This window comes from Rhizobium sp. KNZ2-6A, assembly GCF_056755475.1.
On the sequence record NZ_JBNDIC010000004.1, the window covers coordinates 106,992 to 119,885 of the forward strand.

Annotated in this window: 11 protein-coding genes; all 11 read right to left on the reverse strand. The window is 61.4% G+C overall.

Annotation, left to right across the window (positions count from 1 at the left end; all coding sequences use genetic code 11):
* Positions 1 to 31: 31 nt before the first annotated feature.
* A complete protein-coding gene (locus ACPYOP_RS04495; RefSeq protein WP_481409194.1) occupies positions 32 to 526 on the reverse strand; it encodes a GNAT family N-acetyltransferase in 495 nt (164 codons plus the stop codon).
* A 2-nt stretch (positions 527 to 528) separates the two neighbouring features.
* The gene (gene tsaB / locus ACPYOP_RS04500; RefSeq protein ID WP_481409195.1) at positions 529 to 1,185 is read right to left on the reverse strand and encodes a tRNA (adenosine(37)-N6)-threonylcarbamoyltransferase complex dimerization subunit type 1 TsaB; all 657 of its coding nucleotides are present in this window, start codon (positions 1,183 to 1,185) and stop codon (positions 529 to 531) included.
* Between the two features lie 24 nt (positions 1,186 to 1,209).
* Positions 1,210 to 1,776, reverse strand: coding sequence for a NifU family protein (locus tag ACPYOP_RS04505; RefSeq protein WP_481409196.1), 567 nt, complete (start codon positions 1,774 to 1,776; stop codon positions 1,210 to 1,212).
* 117 nt (positions 1,777 to 1,893) lie between these two features.
* Positions 1,894 to 2,385 (reverse strand): universal stress protein, encoded by a 492-nt coding sequence (locus tag ACPYOP_RS04510; RefSeq protein WP_481409197.1) that lies wholly within the window; start codon positions 2,383 to 2,385, stop codon positions 1,894 to 1,896.
* Between the two features lie 184 nt (positions 2,386 to 2,569).
* Positions 2,570 to 3,634, reverse strand: coding sequence for a tryptophan--tRNA ligase (trpS, locus tag ACPYOP_RS04515; RefSeq protein ID WP_149632892.1), 1,065 nt, complete (start codon positions 3,632 to 3,634; stop codon positions 2,570 to 2,572).
* Positions 3,635 to 3,745: 111 nt separating this feature from the next.
* Positions 3,746 to 4,138: a VOC family protein gene (locus ACPYOP_RS04520; protein WP_481409198.1), complete on the reverse strand. Its 393-nt coding sequence runs from the start codon at positions 4,136 to 4,138 to the stop codon at positions 3,746 to 3,748.
* An 81-nt stretch (positions 4,139 to 4,219) separates the two neighbouring features.
* Entirely contained in the window at positions 4,220 to 5,029 is an 810-nt protein-coding gene (locus ACPYOP_RS04525) for a DUF1963 domain-containing protein (protein WP_481409199.1), read from the reverse strand.
* 138 nt (positions 5,030 to 5,167) lie between these two features.
* Positions 5,168 to 6,769: a murein biosynthesis integral membrane protein MurJ gene (murJ, locus tag ACPYOP_RS04530; RefSeq protein ID WP_481409200.1), complete on the reverse strand. Its 1,602-nt coding sequence runs from the start codon at positions 6,767 to 6,769 to the stop codon at positions 5,168 to 5,170.
* Positions 6,766 to 9,720: a [protein-PII] uridylyltransferase gene (locus ACPYOP_RS04535; RefSeq protein WP_481409201.1), complete on the reverse strand. Its 2,955-nt coding sequence runs from the start codon at positions 9,718 to 9,720 to the stop codon at positions 6,766 to 6,768. The genes murJ and ACPYOP_RS04535 overlap by 4 nt, the downstream gene beginning before the upstream one ends.
* A 111-nt stretch (positions 9,721 to 9,831) precedes the next feature.
* Positions 9,832 to 10,125 (reverse strand): hypothetical protein, encoded by a 294-nt coding sequence (locus ACPYOP_RS04540; protein WP_120666415.1) that lies wholly within the window; start codon positions 10,123 to 10,125, stop codon positions 9,832 to 9,834.
* A 28-nt stretch (positions 10,126 to 10,153) separates the two neighbouring features.
* Positions 10,154 to 12,811, reverse strand: a complete 2,658-nt coding sequence (gene mutS / locus ACPYOP_RS04545) for a DNA mismatch repair protein MutS (protein ID WP_481409317.1) — start codon at positions 12,809 to 12,811, stop codon at positions 10,154 to 10,156.
* Positions 12,812 to 12,894 lie beyond the last annotated feature (83 nt).

A 12,894-nucleotide genomic window follows, 5' to 3' on the forward strand; every position in this document is an offset into this window, starting at 1 on the left:
GCCGGGTGATGCCACCTGGCTGCAAAATGCTCTAGCGAAGAACACGCCGCATGACAAGCGCCGTCGACTTCTGGCCGTTTTCGCCGACATAATAGGCCTTGCGCTCGCCCACCGTCTCGAAACCGAGCTTGCGGTAGAGGCCGATCGCCGGCTGATTGCCGCCATCGACTTCCAGGAACATGGTTTCGCCGCCGCGACTGCGGGCTTCGCGAAGGGCGGCCTGCATCAGCCTCCAGCCGAGACCGGAGCGTCCGAGCTTGGCATTGACGGCGATCGTCAGGATTTCGCCTTCACCCGCCACATGCCGCGCCAGCACGAAGCCGGGAAGCGCCTTCTTCAGGATGGCGTTGGTCTGGCGGGCGACGAAGCCGAAGGTCGTTTCCTGCCCGAGGAGGCTCTGAAATTCACTCTCGTCCCAGACCCGCGGGAACCGCTCGCCATGCAGAAGCGCCACCTCGGCGCAATCCTTCAGCTCCATCGGGACGATTTCGTATTCGGCTTTCAAGGTCAGGTAGGATTCGAGCATTTCTATTGCCTGGCAACTGCGTATCCGGCCTGCGGTCTGGCATCGGGTCCGCGAAGATAAAGCGGCTTCGGCTTTTCGCCGGCAGGCTTGCCGGCGCCCAGCCGGGCGACGATGGCAATCGGAAATGCGTCTGGCCGCTCCGCCGGCGGCGCATCGCTCAACCGGGCGACGGCCGTGCCGGTGACGATGCCCTCAAAGGCGCTGGCAATCGCCCGCGCTTCGTCGATCGTCACGGCCCGAGCCTCGTCCAGCGGGTTGCCATCGGCATCGAAGCTCTGGAGATAGATCTCCTCGCGCTTGGCGTCGATGGCAGCCAGAACCGACTTGCCCGGATTCTGTGCTCGAGCAGTCGCCGCCATGACTTCGAGGGTCGTGACGCCAACTGCAGGAACATTGAGGGAGAGCGCAAAACCGCGGGCGGCTGCGACGCCGATGCGGATGCCGGTGAAGGAACCGGGACCCACGGTCACGACGACACGCTCAATCGCCGAAAGCGCCATACCGGCTTTCGCCAGCGCCTCGTCGACAACGTGCATCAAATGCTCGGCATGTCCTCGTCCGATCGTTTCCGTGACCTCCCCCATCACAGAATCACTGCCGCTATCATACACAGCGGCAGCGCAATCCACACCTGCCGTGTCGAGCGCCAGTACGATCATGTCAATTTTTCCGCTAGGCCGGGATTAGACGGCTTCGACTTCCTGCACTTCCGGGACGAAATGGCGCAGCAGGTTCTGCACGCCATGCTTCAGCGTCGCCGTCGAAGACGGGCAGCCGGCGCACGATCCCTTCATGTTCAAATAGACCTTGCCGTCGCGGAAGCCGCGGAAGGTGATATCGCCGCCATCCTGGGCAACGGCCGGGCGCACGCGGGTTTCCAGCAGTTCCTTGATGGTCAGCACGATTGCCTCGTCGCCCTCATCGAAGAACTCACCGCCGGCATCCTGCACTTCCGAAGAAACCGACGAAGAGCCCATGACCGGCTTGCCGGACATGAAATGCTCCATGATCGAACCGAGGATGGCGGGCTTCAGATGCCGCCATTCCTGACTTTCCTTGGAGACCGAGATGAAATCATAGCCGAAATAGACGCCGGTCACGCCGGGGATCTCGAAGAGGCGGGCAGCAAGCGGCGAAGCCTCGGCTTCCTCGGCACTGCGGAACTCGGCCGTGCCGCTTTCCATCACCACCTTGCCCGGCAGGAACTTGAGGGTCGCGGGGTTCGGCGTCGCTTCGGTCTGAATGAACATCTTGATCTCCATGCGGCGGGCGAACACCCTGTCCCGACTTTAGAACATTTCAAAAGAAGATAGGCCTTTTGGCCATTCCATTCAAGAGAGTGTTTCTCAAGAAATGGCACGCGCCCGTCAGCTCAGCGCGTCGATTTCCTCATTGTTCAGCGTGTCCGGAAGCACCGTCACCGGGATCGGAAAGGCGGCCGCGCGCCCGGCGATCGACGAGACGAGCGGGCCTGGGCCTTCCTTGGCGGAGCCTGCGGCAAGCACGAGAAGCGCGATATCCCGGTCATCCTCGATCACCGCATTGATCTGCTCGGCGGCCGAGCCCTCGCGAATGACGATCTCCGCATCGATACCGATATTTTCGCGCACAGCCTGCGCTGCCTTCGCGGTCGCCGACTCGGCCTCCTCGCGTGCTTCCGCCCGCATGATCTCCTCGACGCCAAGCCATTGCTGGAAGTCGCCTTCGGGGATCACATAGAGCAAGACGAGGCCGCCATTGGAATTCTTGGCGCGCCGGCCGGCATAATGGACGGCGCGCTGGCATTCGGGCGTGCCATCGATGACCGCCATGAACTTGCGGCGATGGCCTTCGAGTCGTGAAAGTCGTTTTGATACCATGCGGCGACTCTGACACCCGAAGGCGACGTTTTGCAAGCCCCCGTTTCCGAGCATGATGCCGAAAAGTGTATGCGGTTTTCGGGCAACATCATGCTCTGCTTCTTTGATTTTAGAGCTGGATGATTTGAGGTTGATCCGGCCTCAAATTATCCAGCTCTGGGCGGAAGCTTCCATTACGACATGATCAATAGAGAAAGCCGATGATGTCGCGGACCTGCTTCATGGTGACGTCGGCGCGGGCACGGGCACGAGCGCTGCCATCGCGCAGAACGGCGTCGATATGGCCGGGATCGGCCATCAGGCGGCGCATTTCCATGGTGATCGGCGAGAGCACATGCACGGCAAGATCGACCAGCGCCGGCTTGAAGACAGAGAATTGCTGGCCGCCGAACTCGGACAAGACGTCCGCCTTCGACTTGTCGGCAAGTGCCGCATAGATGCCGACTAGGTTATCGGCCTCGGGGCGGCCGGCGAGACCGGCGATTTCGCTCGGCAAGCCGTCCGGATCGGTCTTGGCTTTGCGGATCTTCTTCGAGATGTTTTCCTCGTCATCGAGCAGGTTGATGCGCGACAGGTCCGAAGCATCGGATTTCGACATCTTCTTGGTGCCGTCCCTGAGCGACATGACGCGCGGCGCCGGGCCATCGATCAGCGGCTCGACCATCGGGAAATAGGCATGCACCGGCTCGTCGCCGACAGTGATGTCGATGCCATAGCCCGTGCGACGAATATGCTCCATGTAGTCCAGATTGAACTTCATGGCGATGTCGCGCGTCAGTTCCAGATGCTGCTTCTGGTCGTCTCCAACAGGAACATGCGTGGCGCGATAGAGCAGGATGTCGGCGGCCATCAGGCTCGGATAGGCGTAAAGACCGAGCGAGGCCTGCTCGCGGTCCTTGCCGGCCTTGTCCTTGAACTGCGTCATGCGGTTCATCCAGCCGATGCGGGCGACGCAGTTGAAGATCCAGGCAAGCTCGGCATGACCCGGCACGGCCGACTGATTGAAGACGATATGCTTTTCCGGGTCGATGCCGGCGGCAAGGAAGGCCGCAGTGATCGAGCGCGTCTGGTTCGGCATGTCATCATGAACGAGCTGGGCCGTCAGCGCATGCATATCGACGACGCAATAGATGCAATCGTTGTTTTCCTGCAAGGCTACGAACTTGCGGATCGCACCGAGATAATTGCCGAGGTGGAGATTGCCCGTGGGCTGAACGCCGGAGAATACGAGCGGCTTGAATTCGGTCATGTCGTCCTCAAAAGGCTTGTGGAGGGCCCGGGCGAGCAATGCTCGACCCTTGGTTTCGAGCGGCTTATGCACGCGGGATTGGCGGGGATCAAGAGGTTATGTGGCAGAGTCTCAGGAAGAATGCTGGATCAGGTCCCAGGTGTTGCCATAGGGATCAGCAAAGACCGCCAGCGTGCCATAGGCCTCGTGGCGCGGCTCCTCCAGAAAACGCACGCCCTTTGCCTTCATCGCGGCATGATCGTGGGCGAAATTGTCGGTCTTCAGGAAGAAGCCGACGCGACCGCCGGTCTGGTTGCCGATCGCGGCGCGCTGGCTGTCGCTGGCGGCTTGAGCCAGAAGCAACGCGGCTCCCTCCCCGCCCTTCGGCCTGACGACGACCCAGCGCTTGCCCTCAGGCTGCACCTCATCCTGCAGGCACTCGAAGCCGAGAGCATCGCAGTAGAAGGCCTTGGCGCGATCATAGTCATCGACGACGAGGGCGACGAGGAAGAGCGATTGGGACATGGAGGCTCCGTGTTATTTCCTGGCATGCAGCATTAAAGACGATTCTTAGCTCGAAATAAGCGAACCTATAAAACAGGTTTGTCAGTAAAAGTCTGATCTGATTGCCCAGCGGTCCGATACTCGGAACAGATATAACGATCCGGAGTCCCCAACATAGAAGCGTCCCTTGTCGGTGCTATCGATCTGAAGACATAGCTCTGCATCGTCGGGCCAGTTTTCGCCTTGAATCCAGGTAGGCCAGCCACCAAGCTTGACGGGGCATGTCCCGCGATATTTATCGGTTTCAATCGCGTATTGGCTTTCAAAAAACCATTTCGAGTCGTTGGATCGCGCGACATTGCTTGGAATTTTGAACGCAATATCATCCCAGCTTGGCTGCTCCAGGACAGTTGAACGCCAAAGAAGCGGAAAAGTCGGAAGCCTCTGGCTTTCCCGGTCCCCGGGGCCGATGGGAACCAGATCCGAAATAGCGGAATAAGTTCGAACGACAAAGCCCTTGCCATTCTCCACGTCATCCAGCGGAACGTCTTCCAAGTCCACCCATATGTTCAGAAGCGCTACCTTTGATAATGTGCTCGGTATCTCCGGAAGCTCATCCATCCGGATTTGAACAAGTGGATGCATCAACCGTCCCGACCTCTCGCAAACGGGTATCACCTCGTCTTGTCGTCCGAGAAAGTTTCCGCCCCACCAACTTGAGGCTCTATTGTCCTTTTGCGGCTTCTCACCGCCGATTTCACCAAAGACGGCAGGCTTGACCATCTGCCGCAGTGTACGAAAGGCTGCCTGCATCTCCCGATCCGTTGGCAAACCTTCTGCTGGCGAAGCCCTCTGCTCCTTCCGCCGTCCACGAAAGTCGAAGATCGATCTCAGCCATCCCAACGCATCCATGCCGCTCACTCCGTTTGGATTAACGTAACACCTTGCAGTCAGCAACTCAGGATAGCAACGCTTGTCGTTATGGCAATCTCACTCCGTTCGATCGCGCCAAGCCACCTTCTCCCCGCATTGCGGGGCGAAGGAGACTTGTTACTCCCCGTTCACCACCTCGGCATCCGGTGCTGCAGCCTGGCGCTTGCGGTTGATGTTGCGGCGGATCATGCCGAGATCGGCGCCGCCGATCAGGAAGGCGACCACGAAATAGATTGCCATGGCGATTGCAATCAGCAGACCGAGCGTGCTCACCTTGGTCAGGAGCGAAGCGCCAGAGGCGAGATAGGGTTCCCAGCGGTGCTGGAGATAGATGATCACCCCGGTCATGACGCCGGCTGAAACAAGAAGGAGGGCGGCGCGGCGGGCGAGTCCCCATTCCCAGGTCAAATGGCCGCGGCGCAGCAAGGTCGTGAACAGCAGAACCGTGCTGATCCAGCCGGCCGTCGCTTCGGCGACGGCGATGCCGGGCGCGCCCATATAGGGAAAGAGGCTGAGCGCGATGGCGCAATTGGTGGCGACGGCGATGCCGGAGAAGCGCATCGGCGTCTTGGTATCTTCGCGAGCATAGAAGCCGGGCTGCAGCGCCTTGATCAGCACGAAGGCCGGCAGACCAAGCCCATAGATCGCCAGGATCGAGCCGACAATGAGGGTGTTTTCCTGATGGAAGGCGCGGCGCTCGTAGAGCACGCGAATGATATCGTCGGAGAGGACCCAGAGCGCCATGGCGGCCGGCAAGGTCAGGAACAGCACGAATTCCATCGAGCGGTTCTGCAGATTGGCGGCTTCCTTCAGATGGCCCGATTTCAGGGCGCGGGCAAGCTCCGGCAGCAGCACCACGCCAACGGCGACGCCGACGACGCCGAGCGGCAGCTGATAGATGCGGTCGGCATATTGTAGGGCGGCGATCGCGCCTTCGCGGCTGGAGGCAATCGCCTGGCCGATCATCTGGTTGATCTGGGTGATGCCGCCGGTGACGGCGGCGGGAATGGCGAGGATGAGGAGCCGCTTGACGTTCGGCGTGAAGTGCGGCCAGCGGAAGCCGATACTGATGCCGGCATGGCGCACACCGATATAGACGACGAGCAATTGCAGGATGCCGGCGGCGAGCACGCCCCAGGAAAGGTACCAGGCCGTCTGTAGCGGCACCGCGCCGAAATACAGCGAATAGAACAGCGCACCGATCATGACCACATTCAGGAAGATGGGCGCTACCGCAGCCGCGAAGAAATGATGCAGCGAGTTCAGCATGCCGCTCATCATCGCCGTCAGCGACATGCACATGAGATAGGGGAACATGACGGCGGCCATGCGCACCGTGATCGTGAACTTCTCCGGATCGTCGGCAAAGCCGGGCGCGATGATCCAGCGCACGATCAGCGGCATGCCCAGTTCCATGACGACGGTAATCAGGAACAGGACCGAGAAGAGAACGCCGAACACTTCTTCGGAAAAGCGCTTTGCCCCCTCGATGCCGTTCGCCTCGATTTCCTTGGCAAAGAGCGGCACGAAGGCGGCATTGAACGCACCTTCAGCGAACAGGCGGCGGAAGAGGTTCGGAAAGCGGAAGGCGGCATAGAAGACGTCGGCCATCGGCCCGGTGCCGAGGGCGGCGGCCATCAGCGTCTCGCGTGCGAAGCCGAAGATGCGGCTGCCAAGCGTCGCGCCACCAACGGTGATGAATTTCTTGACTAGGCTCATGCGGCGGAACCGGCTTTCTTCTCGGGATCTGACTTTTCGACGGCGACGCCGCGCGTGGCGGCGGGCGCGATGATGCCTGATGGCATGCGCTCGCGCATTTCATCCTCTTCGCCCGCCATGACCGCCTTCAGACGCGCGGTGATATTGGCCCGCTTGTTCTCGTTGGAAATCTTCTGCCCGACGAGATCGGTGACATAGAAGGTGTCGATGACCTTTTCACCGAAGGTGGTGATGCGCGCCGATTGGATATCGAGCGACAGGTCCGAGAGAACGGCTGTTATTTCCGACAACAGGCCGGTGCGATCGAGGCATTCGACCTCGATGACCGTAAACTTGTTGGAGAGGCTGTTGGTGATGATGACAGACGGCGGGATGACGAAGGCCTTGTTCTTGCGGCGGTTCTTCGTGCGCGTCGCGATGACCTCCGGCAGCCGCTTGCGGCCGGCCAGCACATCTTCGATCATCTTGCCGATCGTGCCGGCGCGGCGCAGCTCGTCGGCATCGTCAGGAAATTCGCGGCTGACGTGAATGGTGTCTAGGGCGCGGCCGTCCGATGTCGTGAAGATCTGCGCGTCGGCGATATTGGCGCCGGCCGCAGCGCAAGCCCCGGCGATCACAGTCAAGAGACGCGGATGGTCGGGCGAGAGCACGGTGATCTCTGTGATGGCATGGAAGCTGTCGGTACGCACCATGGTGGCAAGCACCTTGTCCGCCTTGTCCGACTGGCGAATGAACTGCGTGTGGCGGATCTGATCCTCCAGCGGCACGGACAGCAGATAAGGCTGGTAGTGCAGTTTGACGTAGGCCTTGCGGTCCTTCTGGCTCCAATCCGAAAGGGCCTGTTCCAACGCTTCGGCTGCCGCTTCGGCCCGCTCCTTGCGCGACACTTCGGAGAAGCCGCCGGCCAGCAGCAGTTCGGTCTCGTAATAGAGCGTGCGCAGCAGCTGGCCCTTCCAGCCGTTCCAGACGCCAGGACCGACGGCGCGGATGTCGCAGACGGTCAGGATCAAAAGCATCTTCAGCCGGTCGAGCGACTGCACCCGATCGGCAAAATCGATGATGGTCTTGCGGTCGGTCAGGTCTCGCGTCTGAGCGACCATCGACATGGTCAGGTGCTCGGCGATCAGCCAGACGACGAGTTCCGTCTGCTTCGGAGACAGGCCGAAGCGCGGGCAGAGCTTGCGCGCGACCTTGGCGCCGGCTTCCGAATGATCTTCCTCGCGCCCCTTGGCGATATCGTGCAGCAGCACCGCGACATAGAGCGCGTCGCGATCCTCGATATTGGGCATCAGCTTGTTGGTGAGCGGATGGATATCCTCGGCCTTGCCCTTGTCGATCTCCGACAGCACGTCGACGGTGCGGATCAGATGCTCGTCGACCGTATAGTGGTGATACATGTTGAACTGCATCATCGAGACGATCTTGCCGAATTCCGGGATGAAGCGGCCGAGCACGCCGGCCTCGTTCATGCGGCGCAGGATCAACGCGGGATCGCGCTTCGAGGTCAGGATCGCCAGGAACAGGCGGTTCGCCTCTTCGTTCTCGCGCAGATCATTGTCGATCAGGTTCAGGGAGCGGGTGACGCGCTTCAGCGCATCCGGGTGGAATTCCAGCCCGTTGATATCGGCGACGAAGAACAGCCTGATGAGGCTGACCGGATCGCGCTTGAAGACATCGGGATTGGCAAGGGCGATGCGGCCGCGATCCTCGACGAATTCGACGGTGCCGGCGATCTTGCGCGAACGGTTGGCGAAACGGCTGATGACACCGGTGAGCCCCGGGGTGGCCTTGGCCTGCTGGTCCTCGAGCGCGGCGCAGAGGATGCGGGTGAGATCGCCGACATCCTTGGCAACGAGGAAATAGTGCTTCATGAAGCGCTCGACCGCCGAAAGGCCGGGACGCGCGTTATAGCCAAGGGCTTCGGCGATATCGCGCTGGATATCGAAGGAAAGCCGCTCTTCCGCCTTGCCGGTCAGGAAATGCATGTGACAGCGCACGGCCCAAAGGAAGTCCTCGGCCTTCTGGAAAAGGCGATATTCCTGCTTCGAAAGCACGCCGAGCTTCACCAGCTCGGCGGTATCGCGAACATGGTAATAGTATTTCGAGATCCAGAACAGCGTGTGCAGGTCGCGCAGGCCGCCCTTGCCCTCCTTGACGTTGGGCTCGACCAGATAGCGGGTATCGCCGGCCTTGCGGTGGCGCTCGTCACGCTCGGCGAGCTTGGCGGCGATGAATTCCGGGCCGGTATTGGTAACGATTTCCTTGTCGAAGCGCGCCTGCAGTTCGCGCTCCAGCGGCGCGTTGCCGCAGATATAGCGGGTTTCGAGGATCGCCGTGCGCACCGTCATATCGGACTTGGCCTGGCGGATGCATTCCTCGACCGTGCGCGTGGCGTGGCCGACCTTGAAGCCCATATCCCACAGCATATAGAGAATGAATTCGACCGCCTTGTGCGTATCGCTCTCCGGCTTCGGTTGGAAGAGGAAGAGAAGATCGATATCGGATCCCGGCGCCAGCGTATCGCGGCCATAGCCGCCGACCGCCGTGACGGAGAAGGCCTCCGCCTGCTTCGGATAGACGTGACGGACGGTGAAGTCGTAGAGAATGGTGATGATCTGGTCCTGCAGCCAGGAAATCCGGTAAGCGCAATCGAGGCCGCCGCCTTCCGCGATCAGCAATCGCCGCGCCGCCTCGCGCCCCTCCTGGCTCGCCTTTTTCAACAGCGCGAGCAGAGCGGAACGCTCCTCATTCTTATCCAGTCCGCGTTTGGCGAGAGCCTCGCATTCCGCCCTCAGCGCGGAGACATCGAGAATGGTCGAAAAATCGATATGATGCGTTTCCATGCTCTGCCGATCGGCCTTCTGTTCACTGACGGCGGCCCGTTGCCGGCGCGCCTGTCTTCTCGTCTTGCATGCGCTATAGCCCCTTTGCCCGGCGATTGACACAGGCATTCTACGCCCGGATCTCTCGAGGGTAGAATGCATGGAATCGACGATCCCTATGATGTCTACCGGGCCGAAGTTGACGAAGCGTGACGGCAATCGACGCAGAAACCGGCAGTTTTAGGGCCTTGCCGGCTCGATCGCCCGCCTCAGCTCGTTCAGGCTATGTAATATGTTGCGCGACTGGGCGCCGATCTGCGTCACCATCTCGCGTTCGCATTCCCAATAGCCGGCTTTTGCGATCTTCGAGCAGATATCGGAAATGCGGCTGCAGGACAGAGTGATGTCGAGGAGGCCGCGATCGGATTCGCAGTCCGGGGGCTCACCCTCGCCGCAGATCTTTCCGCGCGCGGCAATCGGAGAGAAGCGCTCGCCGAGAATGCGGACTTCGGCGAGAAGAACTTCGAGATGCATCATGTCGTCCTTGGGATATCGCCTGTGATCAGCCGGTCTTGGTAAGGGTTTTCTTCAGCTCGTAGAGCACGTCGAGCGCGGCACGCGGCGTCAGATCGTCAAGGTCGAGTGTCTTCAGCCGCTCCTCGACCTTGGAGGGTTCTCGCCGGCCGCTCGCCTCCTCACGACGAACGGCCACCTGGAACAGCGGCAGGTCGTCGATAAGCTGGCTTGCCGGATTTTTGCGGTCGGCATCTTCAAGCCGCGTCAGAACGTCGCGGGCGCGCGCCACCACCGAGGCCGGCAGGCCGGCAAGACGCGCAACCTGAATGCCGTAGGAGCGATCGGCGGCCCCCGGCCCGACCTCATGCAGGAAGATGACGTCACCATCCCATTCCTTGACGCGCATGGTGGCATTGGAGAGCCGGCCGAGCTTCTCCGACAGGACTGTCAGCTCATGGAAATGCGTGGCGAAGAGGCCGCGGCATCGGTTGGCCTCATGCAGATGCTCGACGGCGGCCCAGGCTATGGAAAGGCCGTCGAAGGTCGCGGTGCCGCGACCGATCTCGTCGAGGATGACGAGGGAACGTTCAGTCGCCTGATTGAGGATCGCCGCCGTCTCGACCATTTCGACCATGAAGGTCGAACGGCCCCGCGCCAGATCGTCGGAAGCGCCGACGCGCGAGAACAGGCGGTCGACAATGCCGATATGGGCCGATGTGGCAGGCACGAAGGAACCCATCTGCGCGAGAATGGCGATCAAGGCGTTCTGGCGCAGGAAGGTGGATTTACCGCCCATGTTCGGGCCGGTCAGGAGCCAGATGGCGCCATCCTTGCCGTCGGCCTGCGGAGAAAGATCGCAATTGTTGGCAACGAAAGGTCCGCCGGCCTGACGGCGCAGTGCCTGCTCCACCACTGGATGACGGCCGCCTTCGATGGCGAACATGCGGCTGCCATCGACCACGGGCCGGCAATAGGCCTGCTCTTCGGCAAGCAGCGCAAGCCCGGCCGCGACATCGATCACCGACAGCGCGCGCGCGCCGGCCTTGATCGCTTCGGCAGCGACCACAACGGCGGCCACCATGCGGTCGAAGGCTTCAAGCTCGATGGCAAGCGCCTTGTCGGCGGCATTGGCGATGCGGCTTTCGAGATCGGCAAGCTCGGTCGTGGTGAAGCGCATGGCATTCGCCATGGTCTGGCGATGAATGAAGCGCGCCTTGGCTTCGCTCGTATCCGTCATCGGACCGGCATTGCCGGCGGTGACCTCGATGAAATAGCCGAGCACGTTGTTGTGCTTGATCTTCAGCGACTTGATGCCGGTTTCCTCGGCATATTGCAGCTGCAGACCGGCGATGACGCGGCGTGATTGATCGCGCAGCGCCCGCACCTCGTCCAACTCGGCATTTGCCCCATCCCTCAAGAAACCGCCGTCCCGCTTCAACAGAGGCAGTTCTTCCGCGAGTGTCGCGGCAAGCATGGCTTCAAGATCGGCAGGCAAAGCCTGCAGGCCTTTGAGCGCGGCGGCAAGTTCCTCCGGCAGCAAGGCGCCGCCGAGCATGCGCGCGAGATCGGCCGCAGCGGCCAGCCCCTGGCGGATCGCCCAGAGATCGCGCGGGCCGCCGCGATCGAGCGCCAGGCGCGACAAGGCGCGCGGCATGTCGGGCACATGCTTCAACGCCGAACGCAGATCGCCGCAAAGCGACGGCTCCTCGGTGAGGAAGCCGATCGAATCCAGGCGTTCGTTGATGCGCTGGGGGTCGGTCAGCGGCGACATCAGCCGTTCGGCGAGGAGCCGGGCGCCGCCGCCGGTCACGGTACGATCGATCGCCTTCAGGAGCGACCCATTGCGATCACCGGAGAGCGTGCGCACCAGCTCGAGATTAGCGCGCGTGGCGGGATCGATAAAGAGCGTGGAGGCGCCGCTCTCCCTTTCAGGCAGTCCGAGTGGCGGCCGTTCGGCAAGCTGGGTCTTTTCGACGTAAGCGATGGCGGCGGCGGCGGCGGCCAGTTCGGCGCGGCTGAACGTGCCGAAACCATCCAGCGTCGAGACGTCGAAATAGCGGGTGATGCGCCCCTCGGCGCTGGCGCTGTCGAAGAGCACTGCCGGCTGCGGAACGGCGGTGCGGCCGAGTATGTCGAAGACCGGCTTCAATTCCGGATCGTGGAACATCGTATCCGGCAGGATCAGTTCGCGTGGATCGATACGCAGGATATCGGCAAGCAGCCGCGAGGCTTCCGTTTCCGCCAGGCGGAAGACACCAGTCGAAATATCGATCCAGGCGAGCGCCAGCTGCGGCTCGGCGCCGCCGCGAATGCGGGTGAGCGCCATCAGATAATTGGACTCGGAAGGCGAAAGCAGTTTTTCTTCAGTGATCGTGCCCGGCGTGACGAGGCGCACGACATCGCGCCGCACCACCGACTTGCCGCCACGCTTCTTCGCTTCGGCGGGATCTTCCACCTGCTCGCAGACGGCGACGCGGAAGCCCAGTGAAATCAGCTTCTGCAGATAGTCGTCGGCAGCATGAACCGGCACGCCGCACATCGGGATATCCTGCCCCATATGCTGGCCGCGCTTCGTCAGCGTGATGCCGAGCGCGCGCGAGGCGTCGATGGCGTCTTCGAAGAACAATTCGTAGAAGTCGCCCATGCGATAGAACAGCAGCGAACCGGGATTGTTCGCCTTGATCTCGATATATTGCTCCATCATCGGAGTAGCCGAGGCGCGGCTTTCCTCCGAGGCAAGCTCGGCGGTCGAGAAAGCATCAATGCTGGCGTTAATACGTTCGTTCA

Bases quoted from the DNA above. Each gene is read 5' to 3' on its own strand.
- mutS (WP_481409317.1), bottom strand. From the start codon at position 12,811: ATGATGGAGCAATATATCGAGATCAAGGCGAACAATCCCGGTTCGCTG.
- ACPYOP_RS04520 (WP_481409198.1), bottom strand. From the start codon at position 4,138: ATGTCCCAATCGCTCTTCCTCGTCGCCCTCGTCGTCGATGACTATGAT.
- trpS (WP_149632892.1), bottom strand. From the start codon at position 3,634: ATGACCGAATTCAAGCCGCTCGTATTCTCCGGCGTTCAGCCCACGGGC.
- ACPYOP_RS04510 (WP_481409197.1), bottom strand. From the start codon at position 2,385: ATGGTATCAAAACGACTTTCACGACTCGAAGGCCATCGCCGCAAGTTC.
- ACPYOP_RS04505 (WP_481409196.1), bottom strand. From the start codon at position 1,776: ATGTTCATTCAGACCGAAGCGACGCCGAACCCCGCGACCCTCAAGTTC.
- ACPYOP_RS04535 (WP_481409201.1), bottom strand. From the start codon at position 9,720: ATGCCTGTGTCAATCGCCGGGCAAAGGGGCTATAGCGCATGCAAGACG.
- ACPYOP_RS04540 (WP_120666415.1), bottom strand. From the start codon at position 10,125: ATGCATCTCGAAGTTCTTCTCGCCGAAGTCCGCATTCTCGGCGAGCGC.
- ACPYOP_RS04495 (WP_481409194.1), bottom strand. From the start codon at position 526: ATGCTCGAATCCTACCTGACCTTGAAAGCCGAATACGAAATCGTCCCG.
- murJ (WP_481409200.1), bottom strand. From the start codon at position 6,769: ATGAGCCTAGTCAAGAAATTCATCACCGTTGGTGGCGCGACGCTTGGC.
- ACPYOP_RS04525 (WP_481409199.1), bottom strand. From the start codon at position 5,029: ATGGATGCGTTGGGATGGCTGAGATCGATCTTCGACTTTCGTGGACGG.
- tsaB (WP_481409195.1), bottom strand. From the start codon at position 1,185: ATGATCGTACTGGCGCTCGACACGGCAGGTGTGGATTGCGCTGCCGCT.